Here is a 25,567-nt window from a genome sequence, read left to right as displayed (position 1 = left end):
ATATATTGCAGCATTACAACACTAAGCGGGGCCATAGTTATAACAACTATTTACCGCCAGTGGTGATGGAAACAGCCGCTTAATTTAAACACCTATAAAGGTGTACAGTTTTACTTGACCACTTCAAACGTATAACTACGAAACAAAAGAGTTTGAAAACATTGGATATGCAAGTATAGGTTTACATTCTGTTTTTCAATCTTGTTTACCCAAGCCAGTTTTCATAAAAGCAATGCCTACAGAAGGTGAGGCTAAAGAAATACTAAATGAAATCTTAAAGGGTATGGCTGAAAATACTCTTAAAGCAGCTGATTTTGTTGCTTTAGAAGAAGCAAAATCAAAAATAAAAGAACTACAAGAAAAAATGTACAACCCTGAACTAATTGAGTCTTATCAGAAATCTGTTAATTCATATTTTTCGCAAATATTTGGTGATACTCTTTTAAAAATATCTGAATCTAAAGAACGCTTAGCATGGACTGAGAATAAATTAGGAAAAGATTTCAACGTTGAATTTGCTAAGTTGGGAATTGAGGGGGATATTGATACTACCATTCCAGCAACAGCAGATAAGGTCGGCCACGGAACGATAAGAACAGCTATCTTTACTTTGTTGTTAATGAAAGATGTAGCCGAAAAGTTTGAGCGCGAACCTGGCCGTAAAGACTATATGGTCTTATTTGAAGAACCAGAGCTTTTCTTGTACCCCAAAATCATTAAAGAACTAAGGGAGTTAATTTACAAAGTTAGTGAGGACGATTTGCCTTACCAAGTTCTTTGTGCCTCTCACTCTCCATCGATGATTGATATATCAAAGCCTAAATCATCTATTATCAGGCTAGTGAAAAGTGATTCTGGCACTAACATATATCAAATTAACAATCAGTTCTTAAAAGCGGCCAAAGAAGTAACGACAGACGAACAGTTAAAACAGGAAATGAATGAAGTCCTGCGTTTTAACCCCCATGTTTGTGAGGCGTTTTATGCTGATGAGGTTTTGTTAATAGAAGGTCCAACTGAAGAAGTATTAGCTCGTGCATATTTACAAGAGTTCCCAACTAAGAAGGACTTTTTCATATTGAACTGTGGAACAGTGAACAACATTCCTTTTTATCAGAAGATACTTTCTAAGTTTAAGATCAAATACCACGCTATTTTTGATACAGACTCTAGAACGCCTAGTTCATATGATACTGATGGGAACCCTTCTTTTGATAGCCACATCCAAGGGTCAATAAGTAAGCAGTTTTTTGAAGATAAACAGCAGTATGCCGTTGGTCTAATTCGAATACATGACACTACGTTTGAACCAGCTCATCAGGCTGCATCGATACCACTAGAATTAAGGTTTACAGAGTCTTCTCCACGCGCTGGTAAGCCATATAATGCGAATTTATATTGGAAGAATGTTTTACACCCTAACAGGGACCACCCAGAGTTTAAAAATGTGCCATTTATTTCTTATGTGGAAGCGATGTTAGCTCACTAAATTAATAAAGGCTCTCTCTTAGATATTCATACTACTGTTAAACGACCGTCTATCGTGGCGGTCTTTTAGTCTCTGGACGTTACCGCGTATCGGATTAGATACATACTGGTAAATACGCAAATTTTATTTATTTTTGATTACCTTTAAGTTAATGTGATTTTCATAAAAATACAGTTACTTAATAGTATTATTATTCGCTCAGAATTATAGTTGCAAAAATGGTTCATATCGTTTTTTGACACATTGTAATAATTAGCGGTGGTTCAATTGAGCCGTTGCAAAAAGTTCCGTCAGGGTTACTGGTGCTCAGAAGTGCGGAAAAGATCTAAAAAAATCCAGTAAAAGTCTGAATCGTTCCTATGCCTTGGCATTTTGAAAGACTAGGAACTCGTTGATAAGGGGAAGCTTATGGCGAATCCAGTATTAAGAGGTTCAGCAGATTTGCATCTAAAGCTCGGTGCATTACGGCACTAGCAGTATCATTCACACCAATTGTAGCCTTTGGGTTAGCAATTGTGGCATCAGTTGTTCTAGCTAAGCTGTAAACCTTAGGTACGTATTCAGTTAGGTTGGCGTGCCGACCTTTATCGTATAATTAACTTGTCGTTATATCCCCATCTGCTCAAATTTAAAGCTCCCTCGATTTACATAAGATCCATTCAGTTAAATATGCCTTCTTTTAGCAAAAAGCCATGCTATGTCAAGTGAGATCTTTTTAAGCGATTAAAGTCGTTTATAGGTAGTATTTGGGTTATATCTGCTTGATAAGCGATTTATGGAAATGTGGCCTTGATAATAAGTGGAATATAAAAAACAACGAGATATGTTTTAAATATTGCTCAAAATTTTTTTATTAATTTGTTATACCATGGAACCACATTGGAACCGTAACTTAATGAATTAAAAGAACTTATTGACTATGGTTGCTGAGTAATAGATAATAGGCGAGCTTTCGTATGAGCGAGGGATTATTAATAGGCTGTTTTATGGCGAGATGGTCTTAACAACAGATAGATTTAAGATAAGTTCATATAGAGATGTTTGATCTTATATTTATTTGATTACTTTATATGTAATTCGATAAACTATGATTAGATGGTTATCTAATTAATTGAAATTTAAGTGGTTTTTATTGGCTTTAAAAAGCGAAAACCCGAGAGGGACTAAAAGTCTGTCTCGGGTCTCTAATCTAGTGTTTAGAGCGCATGACATAAGCCAGAGGAACACTAAACTGCTATCAACGGAGTATCTCATTGTTATGGCTGAATGTCAAACACCATATGATTACCTGCTAACAAAGCAGGAGCTTATCAATAGTCTTTCAATTAAAAGATTTCAAGCTTATCAGCAAAGATCTGGTTATGACGATGATTATGCTTTTCGTATATATCTTTATAATGCGCGTTTAGCAAAAGCTTTTTTATTTCCAGTGCATATTCTTGAAGTGACTTTAAGAAATAAAATCAATCAGTTATTTATTGTAGAGTTTGGCGATAATTGGCCAACTCAGCCTGCGTTTCGTTCGTTTTTATCAGTAAAGAGTTTAGAGTCTTTAGATAAAGGTATTAAGCGAGCAAAAAATAGAAATACGGATGATATTGTATCTGAATTAACTTTTGATTTTTGGTCTAATTTATTTCGTCCTGAGTATGCTCTTTTTTGGCAAACGAGAATGGATATAATCCTTCCAAATGAGCATTTTACATTAAATCAATTTCGTAAATTAGTTGTAGATATTAATTATTTTAGGAATAGAATTGCTCATCACGAACCTATTCTAAATTTAAATGCTTCAACGACTCATACAAATATTCTTCGAGTTATTAAAGCTGTATGTGATAAAACAGAAAATTGGGTTAAGTGTCACTCAACTTTAAATCAAGTAATTCGAACTAAGCCTGCATTGAAAGGTGGAGATAAACCGCATTTAATAGAAAGATGTGATCCAGATTTTATAATTGTTCAATGTTCAGATGTGTTAACTAGTACTAGTTTTAGAGATAATGTTACTTTTTTTGTATGTATGAAAGATAATATCATTCAGTCCATTATTGATATTTCTTATGCTGGTAAATTTTTAATGACAAAAGTTGAAAATAATAGTGATTTACTATTAGATCTATCAGAATATACTTATGAATCAATAATTAACGAACTTGATATTAGTAATAATTATATAGAATTATTTGAAAATGATAGTTTATCTATTTTGAAAAAAATATTTAAAGGTAAGAAGGTTAAATTTACTGTTGTTAAAAATGAAAGAACCACTGATATTTCTGGAATTATAGCTAAATCACATAGGGTTTATTAATACAAGATTGTATTTATTATGAATTGTAATAGGCTTTTTTATGTCATTTCATACCAATTTCTCACCGATACAATCGCCCAAACATGTGCATTTTCATGGTGACTGCTTTACCACTCTCTTTCTCAAACGTTAACCAATCTATGATTCCCTCTCCTGCATTGAATTTAGGGTGCCCATTCATGCTATCGATCTTAATGGTGGCGTAGTCTGTATGTCGCTTGATGTTAAGACCGCTTAGGCTATGGCCATCAACAATATAAAGGGTGTTGTTATTGGTGGTGCAGCTGTTGGCCGTGGTGGCGATAACGCACCAGTTATTGGTATAGGTTTTGGTGTCGGTGAGGCCTACTGTGTGCAGGTATACTTCTTTGTTTCTCATTACTGCTTCTGACTTGGCGGCAATGAATAAGCCTTTGAGTTCGGTAACGGTTCTTTCCACCTTGTTACGTGCCATTAGGCCATGAAAGCTAGGTGCGGCAGCTGCGAGGACTATTGCTAAAATAGCGATAGTAAAAATCAACTCTAATAATGTAAATCCATTTTTATTCAATATATTACCTTTGTTTATGTATTACATTTGTACTACATTAAAGAAACTTGAAGCGGTTAGCTTTCCACTCTGAGCCGTCGATTAATCCCTTGTCGTAATATCCTGCCCAATCGAAAAAAAATGGGCTAAAACTGCTCTCTCCAATCAAGTGACTGATGCCAACGCAGATGATGATCACTCCTGCAGATATGACATATTCTATGGGGTCGCCCGTCCTAAAGCGTCCTCCGAAAAGGTGAAAGCGTCGGTCGCTATAGGGGGAAAACGGCACTCCACTCACGGTCATTGCGTCAGTTAATATGTGGCTGACTCCGCCCCAGGCGAATGCCATAAAAATGCCGTGGTAATCCCAAATAAAAGTGAATGCAATCGCAGCTGTTAGCCAATGGGTTAGAACGTGGGTCGGTCCTCGATGTTTGATTTTGCGGCCACAAATTTTGGCAACGTATTCCATCCAATCTGGTGCGGTTGCGCCAGCTACACATACGGCAACGTGTGGTGGTGAAACTACGCCAGACGTTCCAATTACATTGAAGCAAGATGCAATTACCAGTGCGCAGTCATTTTTAGACTCTCACCCAGAGACAAAGCATCACTTTGATGAAGTGACCAAACTGATCAATGGCTTTGAGTCACCTTATGGCATGGAATTACTTTCAACCGTTCACTGGGTCGTTACTCATGGATGCGCAGGTGATGAAATTAATCCAGATGATGTAGTTAGTAAGGTTCACTCATGGAGTGAGCGGAAAGCGCAAATGAAGCCAGTTCATATAAAGGCTGCATTAAAACGGTTATGTGATGAACAGTGGTTAAATAAAGTTGCGCCATCTTTATAAAAAAAAGCGCCAGCAAACCTACGTTGCTAGCACCTTAAATAAACCATCATGTTACGTATGACGCACATAGTGGTTAATGATTACATTAAGCGATTACTCATCAATACCGCAATCAGTACAACTTTGTAATACGATTTCGTGTTCAAACACAGCGGTCTTGCTACCATCAGCTAGTAGCTCTGTGATTTCTTCTGCTACTTCTTGCTCATCTTCTGCTTTCACTTGATTTGCTAGTGCTTCTTCTGAGTAACCGTAGAAGTTTAGCAATAAGTAATCACGCGCTTCATCTTTAGTACAAGTCACGTTCACCAACAATTCTGGATCAACATTGCCTTGTGCGATCATCGCTGTTACTTGTGCGACAACCTCTTCTTTCATTGCTGGTGTTAACCAACCAAGATCTGCGTTTACTGTATTTTTGTTGCATTTATAACAAGGCAGTTTATGAAAGTAATATTGAAAGCTAGTCATGAGTCATTTCTTCTTTAAGTTTTGTATTACACGATTATGAGGTTTTTCTCAAAAAATACTATCTCAATAGCCATTGAAGATAAAAACTCTTGCTGAGAAGCAAATAACTATCATCACCGCATTCTTAGATAATACTTATGAGGCATTAATAACCCGCTCATTTAACTATAATTGGCATATAATATTAATAAATTGAACTAATAAGTAAGTATTACGAATGGATAATATGCAAAAGGGGATCCATTATAAGATCACCCACCCAGCTCATAAACTATGGATGATTGCGTTAGTTGCCGCAGCAGGATCTGCATTATGTATTGGTATTCTTGCCTTTGTCGATGGCGTTGCTAAGGGTGACTATTTATTAGTCGCACCGTTTGGTGCCACCATGGTGTTGGTCTTTGGTTTACCACAAAGTCCTTTAGCCCATCCTAAAAATGTCGTATTTGGTCACTTAACAACAGCGATCATCGGCATTATCTTTGCCAATCTTTTACCGGTAACGTTTTGGTCTCTTGGGCTGGCTGTAGGTGTGGGGATTTTCATGATGATTATGCTCAATGTTACCCACCCACCCGCAGGCGGAAACCCGTTATTGATCATGTTAGGTGCCCATACCAGCATTCTGTTTGCGTTTTATCCCATTTTTGCAGGTAGCTGCATCATTGTTCTCATTGCACTGTTGTACCATGCGTTAGTCTCTCGTCTAGAATATGCATGGGTTAATAAACCTAAAGAAGGCAAAGATGTATAAAAAAGTATTGTATGCGCTAGATATCGATTCTAAGCCCTATCTTCTCAAAGCGATGGCTTTAGCTGATCAACTTAATGCAGAACTGTTTGTCGGTTATGCAACCAACCTTGATGAACAACTATTTTCTGATGATGCCTATTTAGGAAATAAAGTTGGGGATGGTATTGTTAATACAGAAAAAGCCGAGCTAGAAACAAAAATACAGGCGTTAATTACAGACACGACCTTAAATAGAGATCATGTTTATATTGTTAATGGACCTGTGGGTATGGCTATTGAACGATTGGCGACAAATTTAGAGGTTGATTTAGTGGTGATGGCTAACTCTCACCATTATTTTAGTTTTTTATCTAAAAATGCGCTTCTCATAAAATTAGCGACTCACCATGATTTTTTAAGTTTGTCTTGATGGTAAGCGTGTTACCGCTATTAAAGGTCTTATTTGATGGTCAAATAGGACCTTTTCATTAACCGAATCACTTCATTTATTATTCATACCTAACTACCGCTGTTACTAATCATCACCTCCCCTTTAAAACACACCTTTATCAATAATAGGTTTTGGCTATTGAATGTATCGGCTTTAACGATTTCCTTAATATCCCTGTTTTGACAATAATGGCTTCAGAGATTTGATTTGCACTACAGCATAAAAAATTAAAATTATTTTCAAAAGGATTCCATATTATGATTAACACTGAAATCAAGCCATTTAGCGCTACAGCATACAAAGAAGGCAAATTCGTAGACATCACTGAAAAAGATGTTTTAGGTAAGTGGGCAGTATTCTTCTTCTACCCAGCTGACTTTACTTTCGTATGTCCAACTGAGCTTGGCGACCTAGCTGACCATTACGCAGATCTACAATCTCGCGGTGTTGAAGTATTCTCTGTATCAACTGATACTCACTTCACTCACAAAGCATGGCACGACAGCTCTGACACAATCGGTAAAATCAACTACTTCATGGTAGGCGACCAAACAGGTAACATCACTAATAACTTCAACGTTATGCGTGAAGGTCAAGGTCTTGCAGACCGCGCTACTTTCCTAATCGACCCACAAGGTGTTATCCAAGCAATGGAAATCACTGCAGAAGGTATTGGCCGTGAAGCTGAAGACCTAATGCGTAAAGTGAAAGCAGCACAATATGTTGCAGCACACCCAGGTGAAGTTTGTCCTGCAAAATGGAAAGAAGGCGAAGCAACACTAACACCTTCTCTAGACCTAGTTGGTAAGATCTAATCTTATTTAACCTTTGATGACAATATTCATTTTTGACGCCGAATCTGAAATAAATATTGTTCATCCTGCTTTTAAGTAAATCATTTATTTAAAAGTAATAAGGCATCAAACATATATCGCATGTTTGGTGCCTTATTAATTAGAAGACCTTCAAACATATTTACGCCTTTTTATATAGGCAATATGTCGTATTACAGTAGACCCGCATTGATTATCTACTGTTAAGCCGTGAACAAATTAAAAAGGCAAGATTATGTTAGAACAAAACATGAAGCAGCAGCTACAAGCGTATTTAGAAAATTTAAAAACAGATGTACAACTGGTATTAAGTTTAGATGATAGTGACACTGCACAAAAACTGCATGAATTAGCTTACGAAATTGCAGAACTAAACGATAAAGTGAGTGTTATTGAAGACAGTAATGCCAGCGTACGCAAACCTGTAATGCAAGTGGTTAACCCAACCAAACAGACCTCAATGAGCTTTGCTGGTCTGCCAATGGGACACGAATTTACTTCATTGGTATTAGCACTACTGCACAGCGGTGGTCACCCAATGAAACTAGAACAACCAGTTATCGATCAAATTGCAGCATTAGATCAAGACATCGTTGTTGAAACCTTCATTTCACTTTCTTGCCAAAACTGTCCTGACGTTGTGCAAGCATTCAACATGATGGCAGCGATTAACCCACGTATTAAAGCAAGCATGATTGATGGCGCAGCTTTCCAAGCTGAAGTCACTGAACGTAATATCATGGCGGTACCGACTGTTTATGTAAACGGTGAAGTCTTTGGTCAAGGCCGTATGTCGCTAACTGAAATTTTAAATAAGCTAGACACAGGCGCCGCTAAAAAAGCAGCAGCAAGCCTTAATGATAAAGCCCCATTTGACGTATTAGTCGTTGGTGGTGGTCCTGCTGGCGCATCAGCTGCTATCTATGCTGCACGTAAAGGTATTCGTACTGGTGTTGTTGCCGAGCGCTTTGGTGGCCAAGTAATGGATACCATGTCTATCGAGAACTTCATTTCTGTTCAAGAAACAACGGGCCCTCATTTAGCGGCAAGCTTAGAAGAGCATGTAAAACAATATAACGTTGATATCATGAGCGAACAACGTGTTAAGAATATCGTTGCTGCAACAGATACTGATGATGGTTATGCCCACATTTATTTAGAAAGTGGCGCAATTTTAAAATCTCGCAGCGTGATCATCAGTACAGGTGCTCGCTGGCGTGAAATGAACGTCCCAGGTGAGCAAGAATACCGTAACAAAGGTGTGGCTTACTGCCCTCACTGTGATGGTCCATTATTCAAAGGTAAACGTACTGCGGTTATCGGTGGTGGTAACTCAGGTATTGAAGCGGCAATTGACCTTGCAGGTATTGTTGAGCATGTTACGGTGCTTGAATTTGCTGACACCCTACGTGCTGACCAAGTGTTGATCAACAAAGCAGAAAGCATGCCGAATATCGATATTATTAAAATGGCACAAACCACAGAAGTGGTTGGCGATGGTACTCGCGTAACGGGTATTAGCTACAAAGATCGTAACACTGATGAAATCAAACACATTGAACTTGCAGGTATCTTTGTTCAGATTGGTTTAGTGCCAAACACTGAATGGCTAAAAGAGTCAGCCGTTGCCTTAACACCACGTGGTGAAATCGAAATTGGTGCTCACGGTAATACTAACGTTAATGGCATCTTTGCTGCGGGTGACGTGACAACTGTGCCTTTCAAGCAAATCATCATTGCGATGGGTGAAGGTGCAAAAGCAAGTTTAGGTGCATTTGATTACTTAATTCGTACTCCAGCACCAACTACTAAATAATTCTTTTATTTATACAATAAGAAAATAATAGTAAAGGCCTGTTCTTAAAGAATAGGTCTTTTTGCTTTTTATCTCTCTAAACACAGTAATAATCCTCACTAATGAAACAAGATATAAGCCTTATTTATAAAAAAGAACGAGGAATAATTTTTATTATAAATAGTTTATCGATAATTCGTCTTATTATCCTTTATATAGAACAACAAGATTCATAATCTTATATTATATTCAAACTCACCGCTTACATGCCTATTGCGCATATAATACTATATTTAACATTCCTCAAACTCGTATTATTCTGTAATGCATCAATAATAAAATTAATACCCATAAAAACTACTTCATTTTATTATTGACTTAACTATCAATTACATTGGTTATTTTACAAATTAAATCCCAATTTACAAAAATAAAAAAACATATGCTATCATATTTTTTAACACTTTAGAGTTTACTTTTAAAACATTTAAAATCAAACCTTTATAACAATACGCCGTTTTTCTTTTGTCTATTCTGATCTCCACCTTCATCCATAATTGCAGAATCAAGCGACACCATTTTAGAATCAAAACTTATTTCTTTCTGCGTATTTTGTTCCCTTTTTTACCCATCTTTCCTGTGGGGTATATTTCTTTAACCAAATCAATCGCACTTTTTAAGTAACAATGATTCCTTTTCTACACTTTTAAGTAATATCTTTTATAACTATTGAGAATTCATATTTTATTCATCCCCCCTATTTGAAGCAGGAAGCTAGTTACATGGAATATTTAGAGCGAATTAAGCGTTTAGCTAAAGTTCAAGGCATCAGCCAAAAGCAACTTGGTGAAGCATTAAACCTTCAACAAGGCACAATGAGCCGTAAGCTTTCAGGTAAATACGGTATTGAAGTTCGCGAATTAGAAAAAATCGCTGAAACACTTAATACATCAATTGGTTATATCCTAACAGGCCAAATTGATACTGGTACGCAAGCAACGACAACTATCAGCACTGAACACGATAGCTCTGCAACGTGCACCTATATTCCAGTGATCCACCGTAAAGATTTTTCAGCTTACAATTTAGGTGATTCAGTTGAGGTGATCAGTAAACGTGCGATCCCCCAGCATTTAGAGCGTGATGCTTGCCTAGGTTTATTCATTGATAATGAAAATATCTCACATTGTGCACCAGTGGGTAGCTATGCATTAGCAACCAAAGAAGCGGCTTACCGTCCAAAGCAACCTGTCTTTGCTTCTGTACGCGGTAGTGAGCCTGATTTTTACCACATGACACAATTGGCTGATGGCGTTGTATTCTCAACCTCACAACCTGATTTTCCAAACCTGTTTGTAAATAACGGTGAATTTCAAATTCACGGTTACATTATCCAATCAGACTGGGCTTACGATCGTTAATCACGACCACTGCTCAATTAGGGTTTAGAAAGCTCATCGATTGATGGGCTTTTTATTACTTTTGTTTTCAACATAAAGCGGTTATTTTTAAGTTATTCAATACTCTATTTAACCGAATTTATCATTATGCCCACCATTATTGTCGCCTCAACCAACCCTGCAAAAATCACTGCTGTTACCGATGCCTTTACAGCGGCCTTTCCTCAACAGATATTTACCACCACGGGTGTCAGCACTGACAGTGGTGTACGCGATCAGCCATTAACCTGTGATGAAACATTACTAGGAGCAAATAATCGTGTTATTTCTTGTCGCGAACGTTATCCCAATGCCGATTACATCGTTGGCTTAGAAGCTGGGCTCGATGACAATTTTACATTTGCGTGGATGGTGATAGAACATCAAGGACGAAAATCTACCGCCCGTTCGGCTTCGTTACCGTTGCCGCCATTGGCATTAGAAAAAATAGCCCAAGGAATGGAGCTAGGAGATGTGATGGATGAGATGTTTGCTCAACAAAACATTAAACAAAAAGGGGGGGCTATTGCGATGCTAACCCACCATTTATTGAGCCGTAGCAGTGTTTATCAACAAGCTTTAATTCTCGCATTAATTCCTTTTTTACATCCTGAATTATATTAATAAATACAATTTAGTAGTAATAACTAATGCGCGATATGTTCATGAAGCTCATGATAATTATTCAAAGGCAGAAGGGACATTTTTTGCGAGAAAATCAGCTAACCATGCTTTGGTTGCATCGTCTTGATGTTTTAGTTCATTTGAGCCACGTGTAATAGTAGCAACGCCGACACCAAGTAACTCACTAATTTTACGTTGGCTACGTTCACCATTTAGTAGCTCATGTACTATGTTCACTCGTGCGATTAATGCTTCTCTTTCATCATGAGTTAGTAATACTTTAAACAGTAACTGATCACGTTGTTCCGCAGAAGCTTGCTGGAGTAAATCTAGAATCTGTTGCCAATCAGTATACTTTGGTGAGTCTACAGCCATTTTCGTTTATCCCGTAAGGCATTATATACGCGGTGCAGTGTACCGCGATTCCTACATCAGACCAAGTAACGGTGCTATTTATAGCGCATAAACAGATAAGTAAATCATCACTATCATTCCCCGATCCTATGCCAAAAATCATCATTATTATTTATCAAATTAATAATGATGATGAAATCAGAAAGAATAAAAATAGCCATATACAGCATAATTATTTCTTTTTATAGCATATGATTTTTGATAAAACAGGCCACCTATAAAAATATTTCTTTTTTTTAGTGTTAAAAAAAGGAAACACACATAATATATAGCAAAAGCAGTAAATATTTTATCAAACAGACAATATCTAATATGAAATATTTATGATTCACCCGTTTAATATGTTGATTGCAAATAAAAACTTGACATAGAGATAACAGATCAAAATCATTAAGTTAGTTATACTTAGGTATTCGTAAATGACACTGTTTAATCGGTTGATATATAAAAACACGAATAAATATATTAATGTTAATTATAAAATATACAAATAACATTTATAAGTTAGATAAATAACAGGCAGAGAACCTAAAATGGAAAGTTTACAATATCGATTATTTTCAGGAATAGTATCCAAACTACCAATAAAATTAAGATTACAACTACTATATTTTAGAAAATTTAAAAAATTCATTAATTATTCGAATCCACAGACATTTAATGAAAAAGTACAATTAAAAAAAATTCATGACCGCAGTGAATATCTAACTCTTGGTGCCGATAAATTAGCAGCTAAAAAGTTTGTTAAAGAAATTGCACCAGAACTATACATTCCAGAAACATTATGGGTTGCTAAGTACGTTGCTGATTTTGATACATTCCCATTTTCAGAAATGCCAAGTAATTATGTATTAAAGGCAAACCATACAAGTCAAACCATTGAATTTGTTCGTGATAATAATCACTTATCTAAACAAGAGATGAAAAATTTCGCATCTCGTTGGTTTAAGAAAGATCAATCAGGATCGCTAGGCGAATGGGGATATAAAAATATTCCACCACGTGTTTTTGTTGAAGAGTTTCTAGACTTTAATGGCACGGTTCCTGATGATTACAAACTGCATGTAATTGATGGAAAAGTAGAATTTATCCAATTAGATCAAGGACGTTTTGAACAGCATTATCGAAATATGTTTGATCGAGATTGGAATGAACTTGGTTTTGTCTTAAACAAAAAACCACGCTTACTGCCAGTACCTGAAAAACCACCGTTCATTGATCAAATGATTGAAATAGCAGAACGCATTGGTAAATATTATGACATGGTTCGTGTCGACCTTTATTTCCACAATAATCAAGTCACATTCAGCGAACTAACCATGTACCCAGCGGCTGGCTTCTCTATGTTCCCTGATGAATGGAACCATAAATTTGGTGAACGCTGGATATTAGATTATCCAACCTTTTCTCAAAAGAAATAATCATACGTTTTCATATATCAAATAAAATTATTTTTGCTCTTATTTATATAGCCGCTACTATCACATCTCTGCATAACAGTAGCGGCTTCTTTTCTTATTAATTTATATATTTAATAAGTTTCTTAAATACATTATATCTAATTATTATTTAAATTGTTAATAACGAGCAGTTAGTTCTTGTGGACTAAATAATACCCCTTTACGTCCCATCAATTCATTATAATAAATATCAAACATCAATACATTTTGAACATAACCACGGGTTTCATTAAATGGTATTTGTTCAATAAAAGCATATACATCAAGTTTACCATCAGTCACTTTTTTCCATTGTGACACGCGGCCAGGGCCTGCATTATAAGATGCAAAAGCATAGACACGGTTATTATCGTTACGCTCTAACATCATTTTCAAATAGGCACTGCCTAAACGAATATTAACGCTAGGATCAAATAAGCTTTGTTTGCCTAAATATTTATAATCAAGTTTTTTAGCTGTTTCTGCTGCTGTCGCGGGCATAAGTTGCATTAAGCCACTCGCACCAACATGCGATCGAGCATGAATATTTAACGCACTTTCTTGACGCGCCAACGCCATCATCGTCGATGCTGGAATGTTCCGCTGTTCACTAAAGAAATCAAATAGCCACTTATGTGCCAATGGAAAACGCAATGTCATATGATCCCATAACTTACCCGAAATCGTAGCTTGAACAGCAAGGTAATGCCATTGATGTTTATCAGCATAAACCGCTAATTGACGCTTAGTTTGAACATTGGTGATTTTTGATAATAAATATCCCCATTCACGATTAGCCGCGGTAACTTTATCAAGTGCAATCAATTCTTTAACTCGCGCTAAACTCTTTTTATAAGGCTTTAATAACGCGGTTGATGTCGGTGCATTGGTTAGTGGATATACAATCGGCTTATTTAATATTGTTGCCGCTGCGGCACTGTAAAAATCACGCTCACCTAATAGTGACGTGTAAATTTTATCCGCTTGTTTTTTCTTACCATTTTGCGCTAACAACTTCGCTTTCCAAAATGTCCAACGCGGCGTCTGTTGCGCTTCTTTTGGTAAGCGATCAATCCACAACTGGGTCTGTTTCCAGTTCGCCTCACGAATTGCATTACGCACACGACGCTCTAACAGGCTAGCATTGTCACTCTGTGCTAATTTGCTATCACGCCATTTTGCTAATGCCGTGTCTGATGTCGACATTAATCGAGAAGCGACCGCATCAGCCAATGTTTGCTTGGTAGCTTTGTCAAAATGTTGTCCACGTACCACTTGGTCATATTCAGCAACCGCTTGTTTAGTATCCGTACGGGCAAGCAATAAAAAAGCATTCTGAGTCAACGCTTGATTAAACGGCGTTACTTTACTTTTCTTCGCAAATGCCCCCACATTTTGCGGTTGATCATATAACGCTAACACAGCCTCACCAGTTGCTTGGGCATCACCAGTTAAGAGCTTATCCAGATAATTTAATAAGCTTTTATTCCCTTTAGCATACGCCAACGCCATACGATCAAGCACCATCGTATTAGTACGTTTACCCGCAGAACTCCAGCTATCTAATAAATTATCACATCCAGCAGGCAACGAACGGCCCGTTTGCCACAATTTATCAGCACCTTGCCACGCTAATTGAGCATGGCCTGTTTTTTCTTTGGCGTAATAAAATGCACACTGAAGATCAGTATTACGTGGTACCGCTGGTTGCATCATTAAAAAGTCACGCCACTGCCCAGTCTTCACCAATTGGTTTAAATAGCGGTTTTTAATCGTCTGGCTAAACGGCAACATTTTATATTTATCAACAAAAAACTGAACCTGACTTGGCCTTTGCGTTGCTAGTTGAGCATTAAATTCACGGTACTCCAAATAAGGGTAAAGTGGATACCCCCCTAATTGAGCCTTTTTTTGATGAAACACGGTCATATCATTAGCTGAAAACGCATTTTGCGCTTGTTCATACCATGTGCGTTGTTGATCTAAAGAAGCCGCTTGGGCTGTTACAGTGCTTGTTAATCCGACCGTCAACAAAGCAAATGAAAAAACGCGAGAATAACTAAATAGACGTGCCACGATTAACTCCATATCAAAAAACGCTATAAAGCGTGTACAATCCTTGCTCAATAATAGCAAAAAAAAACCACATCACTGTAAAATCAAGTTATTGCATAGACACTCTATGCATTCACGGAACTATGATTACGGTGGAATCTGATTGTGATAGTAACCATGATAATAAACAATCTCTTTCTAACGCTAAAATACCTTACTTAGCCGCGAAATTAATAACAATTCAAGTGAACTTTTAAAGATTATAGGTACTATAGTAAGCTTCATTTCAGAGTAGAGATCACACACGGATATGGCTGATTACGTCTATACCATGTCGCGAGTGGGCAAAATTGTCCCACCTAAGCGTCAAATCTTAAAAGATATTTCACTGAGTTTTTTCCCTGGTGCAAAAATTGGTGTCCTTGGTCTTAACGGCTCAGGTAAATCAACCTTACTGCGCATCATGGCAGGCATCGATACTGATATTGAAGGTGAAGCACGTCCTCAAGCTGGTCTTAAAGTCGGTTACCTACCTCAAGAGCCGGTATTGGATGAAACCAAAACAGTACGTGAAATTGTTGAAGAATCTGTTTCAGATGTTAAAGAGGCGCTCATTCGTCTCGATGAAGTCTATTCAGCCTACGCTGAACCTGATGCTGATTTTGATGCACTCGCAAAAGAACAAGGCGATTTGGAATCGTTAATTGAAACCAAAGATGGCCACAACCTTGGCATGCAACTTGAGCGTGCTGCCGATGCACTGCGTCTACCCGATTGGGATGCTGTGGTTAAAAATCTTTCTGGTGGTGAGCGTCGTCGTGTCGCTATTTGTCGTTTATTACTTGATAAGCCCGACATGCTGCTACTTGATGAACCTACTAACCACTTGGATGCTGAATCAGTGGCGTGGCTAGAGCACTTCTTGGTTGATTACAGTGGTACAGTTGTGGCAATTACCCACGACCGTTACTTCCTTGATAACGCAGCGGGCTGGATCCTAGAACTTGACCGTGGTGAAGGCATTCCATGGCAAGGTAACTACACCTCATGGCTTGAGCAAAAAGATGCACGTCTAAAACAAGAATCATCTCAAGAACGTGCTTTGCAAAAAACCATTGAAAAAGAACTAGAATGGGTGCGTCAAAACCCTAAAGGTCGTCAAGCTAAATCAAAAGCACGTATGGCGCGTTTTGAAGAGCTTAATACTAGCGATCACCAAAAACGTAATGAAACCAATGAGCTTTTCATTCCGCCAGGTGAGCGTTTAGGCGATAAAGTCATTGATGTTAAAAATCTAACCAAATCGTTTGGTGATCGTGTATTGATTGATGATTTGTCATTCAGTATGCCTAAAGGCGCAATCGTCGGTATTATCGGTGCTAACGGCGCGGGTAAATCAACCCTATTTAAGATGCTAAGTGGTGACGAACAACCGGATTCTGGCACTATTGAGCTAGGTGAAACGGTGAAATTGGCGTCAGTGGATCAGTTCCGCGATAGCATGAACGACAACAACACGGTTTACCAAGAAATCTCTGAAGGCGCTGATATTCTTAAAATCAACAATTTTGAGATTCCAGCACGCGCGTATGTATCACGCTTTAACTTTAAAGGCAGTGATCATCAAAAACGTATTGGCGACTTATCGGGTGGTGAACGTAACCGTGTTCACTTAGCGAAACTACTAAAATCAGGCGGTAACGTATTACTGCTCGATGAACCAACCAACGACCTTGACGTAGAAACCTTACGTGCATTGGAAGAGGCCTTACTTGAGTTCCCTGGTTGTGCCATGGTTATCTCACACGACCGTTGGTTCCTAGACCGTGTAGCTACGCATATTCTTGATTATCGCGACGAAGGTAAAGTGAGTTTCTTTGAAGGTAACTTTACTGAATACACTGATTGGTTGAAGAAAACATTAGGGGCTGATGCCGCTGATCCTCACCGTATTAAGTACAAGCGTATCGCTAAATAATCTATTTCATCTAACCAAAGAGCTGTTTCAACAGCTCTTTTTTTATCATAAAAAATCAACTGTTAAATCAATGGCTTTTATTATTGTTGCATAAATAGAGACTGTATCGCCTCATTTTTGTGACGTGATAACTAGCAATCATTTCACCAAAGACATAGACTCAGTAGCTTATTATTTATCTCTCGTTGGTACAAATCCCCCTCTACAATGGTATTTTAGCCTGCTGTTTGACCAACTTTATCTTATTTATCAATAATAACTGTCTATTATGCCTCATTTAGAACCATCAGTATCACCATCCAGCACTAAACCTTCACGTCCGCGACAGCACTATTACCGTGCTGTGATCATCCTTGCGGTATGCGGTCTGCTTAGTTATGGTGGCTATTCAATGTTCCACCTTTACCAAAACGCTAAAATTTCACAGATCAAAGCCCAAAAACTCAGTGCACAAGCATTAGCATTGAGTGCATCACTGTCAGAAGAAACGGCAATGAATCAAGATCTCAATCAAGCATTAGCCGCCAAGAAAAAATCATTAATTGCACTGAATCAGCGGATTGATGATATGGAAACTGTATTGGGTATTGAACCACCAGCTGATAACCAAACCATCACCCAACGGGTCGATACCGCAGCCATTAACTCGGCCGTTAGAGCGACCTTGTTTCAATTGATTCCCAATGGTGCTCCAACCCCTAATGTTCAATTAACATCTGGTTTTGGAACACGCGTTCATCCGATCACTAAAAAACGCAAACGTCATGATGGCCTTGATTTTGCGGCTAAAATTGGTACTCCAGTTTATGCCCCTGCCGATGCGGTTATTGAACGAGCCCGTAGCAGTAATTATGGTTATGGTAATCAATTAACCCTTAATCATACGATGGGGTTTATTTCGACTTACTCACACCTAAGTAAATTTAAAGTGAAACAAGGCGAGTTTGTTAAAAAAGGTCAACTTATTGGGTGGACTGGCAATTCAGGATTATCAACAGGTCCCCATTTACATTATGAAATTCGCTTTTTAGGCAAACCATTAAATCCACGACCATTCGTGAAATGGAATATTGAAAATTTTGATGCTTTATTTAAACAAGAAAAGAATGTCCAATGGGCATCACTGTTAAATACCATCAATAGTATGGTCGCAATGCAGGTGCAATTGACTGGGGATGAAAATCACGACCTTGGTATTACCACCGCAAGTCAGACTGAACCATCACCAAACCAAGGCGACTTATAAGCAATACGACCTATAAGCAATACGACCTATAAGCAAGAACAATTTCACCGACAACGAATAATAAAAAGGCCAACCACATTATCGTGATTGGCCTTTTTGTTGACCTTAATTGACGCTATTAATATTAATTAATCAGTTCAATCAATTCATGGATAGTTTTGACCGCCACAATTTTTGCACCCAACCCTTCCATTGATTTATGGTAATTACGATAAGGAATAAATATTTCCGTAAATCCATGTTGCGCCGCTTCTTTTACCCGCGGTACACCACTGTCTATTGGGCGCACATCACCATTTAGACTTAGCTCGCCCATAATGCAGGTTGTGCGTGGCACCACAAACTCATTTAGGCTACTGAGTAATGCTGCCACTAACGCCAAATCAATGCAGGTTTCTGATTCATCAATTTTTAACCCACCGACAATATTGAAAAAAGTATCATGGAAGATTTTGGTTTTCGCATGCTTGCGTAAAATACCCGTTAGCATTTTAATGCGATTCATATTTAAACCAACACAAACCCGCTGAGGAAACTCCCCTTCAGTTTCAGTGGTTAAACATTGGATCTCAAGTAAAATATTCCGGTTACCTTTACGAATACAGGTAATTGCAGAGCCTGATGATTCAGTGGTTGACCCCGATAAGAAAATTTCACTAGGGTTATCAACACTGAGCATTCCGCGCTCAGTCATACGGAAAATACCGACCGTATCAACATCACCAAAACGGTTTTTATTGGCGCGTAATGTCCGGACTTGACCATCATTCGTATCGATATGCAATAATGCATCGACAATATGAACCAATGTCTGTGGACCTGCTATTTCGTTATTTTTATTAACGTGGGCAATCAAAAACATAGTAACGTTGTTTTGTTTGCAATATTGCGTCAGTGATTGCGCCGCAGTTTTTACTTGTGACGGTGAGCCGGGGCTACCATTGGCCAATTCGGTTGATACCGCTTGAATGGAGTCAATAACCGCAAACTTAATCTGTTTCGCATCTAATTCAGCGATGATCGCTTCAACACTGGTTTCTGCCATTAGATATAAGTTATCTTCATTACAGCTTAGTTTGAGACGATTAACACGGTTTTTAAACTGTGATAATGATTCTTCCGCAGTACAGTACAACGATGGCATTAATTTCGACATTCTTGCCACTAAATCAGATAACAAGGTAGTTTTACCCGCTCCTGGATCACCTGAAATAATATTGACTGAGCCAGTGGTTAATCCACCGCACAACACGCGATCAAGCTCACCGATGCCTGTTAGCATTTTTTGAGCATCAACCGCTTCAACTTCATGTAATTTTTTAGAACCGCCGCCCGCAATACCTGCGTATCCAGACAGACTTGAACGAGCTGAGGTTGCGACGCCACTTTTGGTATTTGGAATAGTAAATTCAGTGATAGTGTTCCATGATTTACACCCTGAACATTGGCCTTGCCAACGCGCAAAATCCATTCCGCAATCACTACATACGTATGCTCGTTTTGCTGCTTTTGCCATTCTATATCCTACATCAGTTTATTATTCACAATCACAAACCATTTTAGCGTCAATAAACTATCGAATAACGACAAATATATGTCAGTTACCCCTAAATTTTTTACGCTATTGGTCGATGATACAACTAGCCATTCATCAATAGATCCAAATCATGCATCTCGACAATTATAAAACATTGATTGAGCAATTATTGCCAATTTATAACCATCCCGATTTTGAGGTCGCGTTCAAATCATTAACTGACCACGAAACAGGTCCAGTGCGACTCCAAATAAAAATGGAAATCAATCGCTTAATGACCCCTTGCAATAAAATTATTGATCTGCGAGGACGGGTTAAAGGTCAATGTCGAGAATATATCTTTAGTGGTCATAGCCATTGGTTAGATGATGTGGCTATTAACATTTATCATCACCGTAAAGCGGTGTTTGCTGGACAATATTGCTATGGCTTGTATGAAGAATTAATTAATACTCACAATAATTTTCGTATTCTTCACCAGCAACAAAAAATGCCACCGATCTACACTACACCAGAAGATAATCCATGTAGCTTATTTCAAGCCCAGCTAATTCGATTTGGATACTACCTTAGCCGCGAAGAAAAGCGACTCAGTATTGCCACGCCAATTGCATTAACCTTGAGTAATGAGCAACAGGTGTTAGCCACCACGGTTGATCTGTCTTTTTCGGGCGCGAAGTGTAAGGTACCCGCCGCATTTGACTATCAATTAGGTCAAACCATTACGGCATCATTTCCTCAACTGGCACAACAATACCAAGATGCTCGCCTCAATCAAAGCCACCATTACCGTATTTTAGGCATTGATGATATTCAAGATAACGACAATATAAAATGGTTACGTTTATTGGCATTAACAGACAATACTGCCTTGCAAGCGATCATTAAGCATGATCAACACCAATCGTTAAGCCGTAACAACCACGATGACAAAATCATTCAATTGCGCACCCAAGGTTATGAGCATTGCTATCTTAAACATACCCTTACGATGCCGTTATTTTTTGCAGGTGAGCATTTAAAATACAGTTTATTGACTGACCATAATCAACATCAATGGCAATACTGGCATGATGAACGCAATCAACCCGTGATCAATCATCTGTTGTCTGCAACGCGAATCAATAACCTTGAACTAAGTGGTATTTCTCATACCAGTACCTTAATTTATAGCTTCTTTCATGAGCACCAAGGCCAACGCTACTTTTATTCGGCAGCCCTTCCTGAAATGACACGCCAACAACGGCTGTTATTTTGGCAGATAGGCGCTAAGCGTGATAGCTGGCGCGTTATGCGGTTAACCATGTACCCATTAGCCCCAAATGACATGCAAGCATTGGCACAGCTACCCCCTGAAATGATGCCTTACTGTCAGGATTTATCGCATATAGGGACGTTAGAAGATTTAACCCATCAAGAGGTTCAGTCTGATTACCTGTGTGGTGTGACATCAACCTTAACCCCGCAAGCGTTGAATCAATTCCGTCATCAGCGAAACCCTATCAGCCAAGCTGAAGCGATTCATTTTGATCCCAAACCGCTACGTAGCGAAGACCGATTTAGTTATAAAACAGCAATTACATTACAGCAAGATCATAAGACCATCAGTGGTACTTCCATTGATTTTTCTAGTCGAGGACTGAATATCAATTTACATCAGCCTTTACGATGCAAACAAGGTGACACGGTCCAAATTGAATTTACACAATTAGCCCGCAGCACTAAAAACGATATTCTAAAAAAAATGCCTTATCAGGTTATTCGCACGAGTCCTAGTGGTAAAAATATTCAGTTGATAACAATTGAAAATGAAGAGGGATTATTAGGTGGCCAATTTCTTCGTTCTTTAATTGAGTCAAACCTTGAAAAATTAGCCCTGTGCAAGGAGCCGCAACCATCGGCAGCACTGTTGCTAACCATGCATCAAATGCTACTGACACGGCTACATAGCTTGCCATATTTTGCAGAAAAGATAGATCATAAAATAAAAGTTAAAGCCATCGGATCCAATTTCCCATTATCACCCCTAGCAACCATGTTGCATCAACTAAGTGACAATGAACGTTTAGATCTTGATGTGATTTTTAAGCAACGGGTTAAACAAATGCTCGCCGATCCCATGCGACCACGGGATAAACAACAGCAACAACAATCGTTTATTCATGAGTTATATTTAGCGGTTGAATATCGTGATAAGCAGGTACATAGCATTGAGACTAAACTGCGCAGTGATTTCGATGATCTGGCCGCACAACGGGATTATATTCAATACGCTCGGCAACACGGCGATCTATTTGCAGTGCGCATTACAGCGCTACCATTATTAAATCCACTGACGGCATTGATTGGTGAAAAACTCAGTAAATTAGCCCGCTTAACATTACACCGTGCACGTGCATTAGAAATGGAATTTACGTCATTAATTGGCTGTGGTGAGATTTTTGATATTACCGATGAAGTCTTAATTCGGCTTGAAATACATTAAGTCTAATAATACTCCACACTCACTCAAGTGCGGAGTATTTTGCATAATTTAACGTAATAACAAAATCACTAGGTTAACGGTTACCATGCTAAGCGTTGTTCGGCTAACGATGCCGATAAAATACAAATAATCGCGCCTAAATTGGCATGTCGAATCGCTACATCAGCTTGCTGCTCAACATTGGGTTTCGCATGATAAGCAATGCCCAATCCAGCAATACCCATCATCAACAAATCATTAGCACCGTCACCAACCGCCACCGTATTATGGGGCTCAATATCAAATTCTTCAGCCAGTGCCAGTAAAATTTCCGCTTTTGATTTCGCGTCAATGACTTTACCCTTCACCTTACCAGTGAGCTTACCATCAATAATTTCAAGGGTATTTGATGTCGCTGACACCAAGTTAAACTGCTGTTTAAGGTGATCAGAAAAATAGGTAAACCCACCCGATGCAATCGCAACTTGCCAGCCATAATGGTACAAAGTGGCAATAAGTTGTGGTAATTCTGGCATTAACGGCAACGTATCCCGCACTTGCGTTAGAATCGCTGCATCAGCTCCAGCTAACGTTGCGACCCGTTGACGTAAGCTTTGTTCAAAATCTAACTCGCCTAACATCGCCCGTTCAGTCACTGCGGCAACCTCTTCACCGACCCCTGCTAAGGTGGCGATTTCATCAATACATTCAATTTCAATCGCGGTCGAGTCCATATCTAACACCACAATCCCTGGCATTGATAAATCAGGAATATCACTGACATAAGCGACATCTAATTGCAGATCAATCACGATCTGTTGTTGGGCTGGTGTTAGCTCGCTGGCAATCAAAATCACATCATACGATCCCACTTTCCAAGCAGCGACAATCTCAATATTAGTGATGGCAACAGCATTAATAGCGTCAATATTATCGAGTGTGATATGGGAACCATATACCAACCAATTTGCTTGGCGTTTACTGGTATTAGTAACGGATAATATTTCTGGAAAGCGTTTATATAAGGTCGGGTGTTTATTGATTTTGAGTACGTTAGCAACATCCATTGCGTCATCCTTAACAATTTAATTACTATAAACCTAACGATTGTGCACATGAAGAGCAAGTTCAATTGTAAACTTATTGTTATATCAATAACTAATAAACGTCAATTAACTTATTTTAAATCATAAGCTTATATCTTATTTTATTTATTATCCATTTTACGGGGAAGTGTGTTAATAAACAGTAACAAATCCTTAGCGGGGGGAAATAATCATCCGTTATTTTTTTAGTGTAGAATAACCTTAATCAGAGTAATCGGGTGATATGAATGATCCAATGGAACACTAAGCGGTGGCAACGTCAACGGCTACAAAAAGCCATGATCTTGTTTGTATGCCTATTAATATCTATTGGCATACTGCAATATGGCGCAATCCTTAGCCAACAAAATTACCAAATGCTCAGTGAGCAAACTCAAACCTTATCGCAAGTTATTGTTCGTCAAGCCGCTAAAAATGCCGCCGCTGATATTAAAAATAAAGATCAGCGCCAACTGCAATTATTAGTCAATAATTTAGCGGCTGAACCTCTCATCTTAGATGCGACTATCTATAATCTTGAAGGGGTAGCACTTGCAAAAACAAAAACGGCCTTGCCATTAGAGCAACTGACAGGATTATCGACACCATTAGCCATGGCTAGTATTGGTCGCCAACAAATTGCAGAGCCAGTGTTGATGAATAACCATATTATTGGATTTATGCGCATCACGCTGGAACGCGATAAATTACTCACGCATGCCATTGATCAAATGTCGACCATGACAGCGATTATTCGCGGGCTGATTATTGCGGCACTGCTTATTGGAAGCTTACTGACCGTCGTCTTTAGTCGTCAACGTTATCAAGGCAGTTTTCCTTTTCTGCATAATCAGCATCAGTAATAGTATTTTACCCCCATAAAAAAGCGGCAACAGCCTGAACTGTTACCGCTTTTTTTAATACTTATGACGACTGATATACAGTGTCAATCAAGCATTTTATTACTCAGCATCGCCAAGTAATACTGATTCTAGTGCAATTTCAATCATCTCGTTGAACGTTAATTGACGTTCTTCAGATGTAGTTGCTTCACCACGTAGGATATGGTCAGAAACAGTACAGATAGTCAGTGCCTTAGCACCAAACTCTGCCGCAACACCGTAGATACCCGCCGCTTCCATTTCAACACCAACAATGCCGTATTTGTCCATTGTTTTAAAGAAATCGAAATTTGGGTTGTAGAACAAATCAGCTGAGAAGATATTACCTACTTTAACCGGAATACCTTTTGCTTTTGCTGCATCTACTGCATTTTGTACCATGCCGAAATCTGCAATTGCTGCGAAATCATGGCCGCCAAAACGGATACGGTTTACTTTAGAATCTGTTGATGCGCCCATACCGATAACAACATCGCGTAATTTAACGTCATCACGTACCGCACCACAACTACCAACACGGATAATTTTCTTCACGCCAAAGTCTTTAATTAACTCTGTCGCATAAATAGAACAAGAAGGGATACCCATACCGTGGCCCATAACAGAGATCTTACGACCTTTGTAAGTACCAGTGAAACCAAGCATGCCACGAACGTTACATACTTCTGTCACATTCTCTAAAAATGTTTCAGCGATGAACTTAGCACGTAGCGGATCACCCGGCATTAGTACTACGTCTGCAAAATCGCCCATTTCAGCATTAATATGTGGAGTAGCCATAGTTATATCCTTTCTGTTAATTGAATCAGCACTCAATGATGACAAGCTATGTTTATGCTTATCAGCTGTCTCTTGCTGATCATCGTTTAATATCGATCTAATAACGATCGTTATCGTACAAATATGTCC

General features: G+C 38.5%; 21 protein-coding genes and 1 pseudogene. 14 read left to right on the top strand and 8 right to left on the bottom strand.

Annotated features, from left to right (window positions below):
* Positions 1-124: 124 nt before the first annotated feature.
* Positions 125-1,489, top strand: a pseudogene (locus C9I86_RS14180) (ATP-dependent endonuclease); the annotation flags it as partial.
* Positions 1,490-2,747: 1,258 nt separating this feature from the next.
* A complete protein-coding gene (locus C9I86_RS14175) occupies positions 2,748-3,803 on the top strand; it encodes a hypothetical protein (RefSeq protein WP_107276710.1) in 1,056 nt (351 codons plus the stop codon).
* A 61-nt stretch (positions 3,804-3,864) separates the two neighbouring features.
* Here C9I86_RS14175 and C9I86_RS14170 read toward each other — a convergent pair whose 3' ends face one another.
* Positions 3,865-4,353 (bottom strand): GspH/FimT family pseudopilin, encoded by a 489-nt coding sequence (locus C9I86_RS14170; protein ID WP_107276709.1) that lies wholly within the window; start codon positions 4,351-4,353, stop codon positions 3,865-3,867.
* Between the two features lie 37 nt (positions 4,354-4,390).
* Positions 4,391-4,807: a metal-dependent hydrolase gene (locus C9I86_RS14165; protein WP_107276708.1), complete on the bottom strand. Its 417-nt coding sequence runs from the start codon at positions 4,805-4,807 to the stop codon at positions 4,391-4,393.
* Here C9I86_RS14165 and C9I86_RS14160 point away from each other — a divergent pair.
* A complete protein-coding gene (locus C9I86_RS14160; RefSeq protein ID WP_107276707.1) occupies positions 4,791-5,192 on the top strand; it encodes a hypothetical protein in 402 nt (133 codons plus the stop codon). The genes C9I86_RS14165 and C9I86_RS14160 overlap by 17 nt on opposite strands.
* Positions 5,193-5,285: 93 nt before the next feature.
* Here the strand turns inward: C9I86_RS14160 and C9I86_RS14155 are convergent, their stop codons facing one another.
* Entirely contained in the window at positions 5,286-5,663 is a 378-nt protein-coding gene (locus tag C9I86_RS14155; RefSeq protein ID WP_107276706.1) for a hypothetical protein, read from the bottom strand.
* Between the two features lie 217 nt (positions 5,664-5,880).
* On the opposite strand from C9I86_RS14155, the gene C9I86_RS14150 reads away from it, so the two are divergent.
* The 6 genes from C9I86_RS14150 to yjjX all read left to right on the top strand — a co-directional run bounded on the left by C9I86_RS14150 (position 5,881) and on the right by yjjX (position 11,538).
* Positions 5,881-6,417, top strand: coding sequence for an HPP family protein (locus C9I86_RS14150; RefSeq protein WP_080158419.1), 537 nt, complete (start codon positions 5,881-5,883; stop codon positions 6,415-6,417).
* Positions 6,410-6,826 carry a universal stress protein gene (locus C9I86_RS14145; protein WP_107276705.1) on the top strand — a complete coding sequence of 139 codons (417 nt, stop codon included), beginning with the start codon at positions 6,410-6,412 and terminating at the stop codon, positions 6,824-6,826. Before C9I86_RS14150 ends, C9I86_RS14145 begins: the two co-directional genes overlap by 8 nt.
* 278 nt (positions 6,827-7,104) lie before the next feature.
* Positions 7,105-7,662 carry an alkyl hydroperoxide reductase subunit C gene (gene ahpC, locus C9I86_RS14140; protein WP_080158421.1) on the top strand — a complete coding sequence of 186 codons (558 nt, stop codon included), beginning with the start codon at positions 7,105-7,107 and terminating at the stop codon, positions 7,660-7,662.
* Between the two features lie 253 nt (positions 7,663-7,915).
* Positions 7,916-9,496 carry an alkyl hydroperoxide reductase subunit F gene (ahpF, locus tag C9I86_RS14135; RefSeq protein ID WP_107276704.1) on the top strand — a complete coding sequence of 527 codons (1,581 nt, stop codon included), beginning with the start codon at positions 7,916-7,918 and terminating at the stop codon, positions 9,494-9,496.
* Positions 9,497-10,257: 761 nt separating this feature from the next.
* Positions 10,258-10,896, top strand: coding sequence for a helix-turn-helix transcriptional regulator (locus tag C9I86_RS14130; RefSeq protein WP_080158423.1), 639 nt, complete (start codon positions 10,258-10,260; stop codon positions 10,894-10,896).
* A 126-nt stretch (positions 10,897-11,022) separates the two neighbouring features.
* Positions 11,023-11,538 (top strand): inosine/xanthosine triphosphatase, encoded by a 516-nt coding sequence (gene yjjX, locus C9I86_RS14125; protein WP_080158424.1) that lies wholly within the window; start codon positions 11,023-11,025, stop codon positions 11,536-11,538.
* 57 nt (positions 11,539-11,595) lie between these two features.
* On the opposite strand, the gene trpR is transcribed toward yjjX, so the two are convergent.
* A complete protein-coding gene (gene trpR, locus C9I86_RS14120) occupies positions 11,596-11,913 on the bottom strand; it encodes a trp operon repressor (protein WP_080158425.1) in 318 nt (105 codons plus the stop codon).
* A gap of 572 nt (positions 11,914-12,485) precedes the next feature.
* On the opposite strand from trpR, the gene C9I86_RS14115 reads away from it, so the two are divergent.
* Positions 12,486-13,373, top strand: a complete 888-nt coding sequence (locus C9I86_RS14115) for an ATP-grasp fold amidoligase family protein (protein WP_080158426.1) — start codon at positions 12,486-12,488, stop codon at positions 13,371-13,373.
* A 156-nt stretch (positions 13,374-13,529) separates the two neighbouring features.
* Here the strand turns inward: C9I86_RS14115 and sltY are convergent, their stop codons facing one another.
* The gene (sltY, locus tag C9I86_RS14110; protein ID WP_241956901.1) at positions 13,530-15,467 is read right to left on the bottom strand and encodes a murein transglycosylase; all 1,938 of its coding nucleotides are present in this window, start codon (positions 15,465-15,467) and stop codon (positions 13,530-13,532) included.
* A gap of 289 nt (positions 15,468-15,756) precedes the next feature.
* Here sltY and ettA point away from each other — a divergent pair, with 289 nt between their 5' ends.
* Both ettA and C9I86_RS14100 read left to right on the top strand, forming a co-directional pair.
* Complete coding sequence (gene ettA / locus C9I86_RS14105; protein ID WP_080158428.1) at positions 15,757-17,424, top strand: energy-dependent translational throttle protein EttA; 1,668 nt, start codon at positions 15,757-15,759, stop codon at positions 17,422-17,424.
* 268 nt (positions 17,425-17,692) lie between these two features.
* The gene (locus tag C9I86_RS14100) at positions 17,693-18,670 is read left to right on the top strand and encodes a M23 family metallopeptidase (protein ID WP_107276702.1); all 978 of its coding nucleotides are present in this window, start codon (positions 17,693-17,695) and stop codon (positions 18,668-18,670) included.
* A gap of 124 nt (positions 18,671-18,794) precedes the next feature.
* On the opposite strand, the gene radA is transcribed toward C9I86_RS14100, so the two are convergent.
* A complete protein-coding gene (gene radA / locus C9I86_RS14095; RefSeq protein WP_080158430.1) occupies positions 18,795-20,186 on the bottom strand; it encodes a DNA repair protein RadA in 1,392 nt (463 codons plus the stop codon).
* Between the two features lie 151 nt (positions 20,187-20,337).
* Here radA and C9I86_RS14090 point away from each other — a divergent pair, with 151 nt between their 5' ends.
* Positions 20,338-22,692, top strand: coding sequence for a PilZ domain-containing protein (locus C9I86_RS14090; RefSeq protein WP_107276701.1), 2,355 nt, complete (start codon positions 20,338-20,340; stop codon positions 22,690-22,692).
* An 80-nt stretch (positions 22,693-22,772) separates the two neighbouring features.
* Here the strand turns inward: C9I86_RS14090 and serB are convergent, their stop codons facing one another.
* Positions 22,773-23,738, bottom strand: a complete 966-nt coding sequence (serB, locus tag C9I86_RS14085) for a phosphoserine phosphatase (protein WP_107276700.1) — start codon at positions 23,736-23,738, stop codon at positions 22,773-22,775.
* A gap of 266 nt (positions 23,739-24,004) precedes the next feature.
* Between serB and C9I86_RS14080 the strand changes: the two genes are divergently transcribed.
* Positions 24,005-24,619: a YtjB family periplasmic protein gene (locus C9I86_RS14080; protein ID WP_107276699.1), complete on the top strand. Its 615-nt coding sequence runs from the start codon at positions 24,005-24,007 to the stop codon at positions 24,617-24,619.
* A gap of 99 nt (positions 24,620-24,718) precedes the next feature.
* Here the strand turns inward: C9I86_RS14080 and deoD are convergent, their stop codons facing one another.
* Entirely contained in the window at positions 24,719-25,438 is a 720-nt protein-coding gene (deoD, locus tag C9I86_RS14075; RefSeq protein WP_080158434.1) for a purine-nucleoside phosphorylase, read from the bottom strand.
* Positions 25,439-25,567 lie beyond the last annotated feature (129 nt).

The organism is Photobacterium sp. NCIMB 13483 (genome assembly GCF_003025475.1).
Lineage (GTDB): Bacteria > Pseudomonadota > Gammaproteobacteria > Enterobacterales > Vibrionaceae > Photobacterium > Photobacterium piscicola.
Note: the sequence above shows the minus strand (reverse complement) of the source record. Positions and strands in the feature narration are given on the sequence as shown.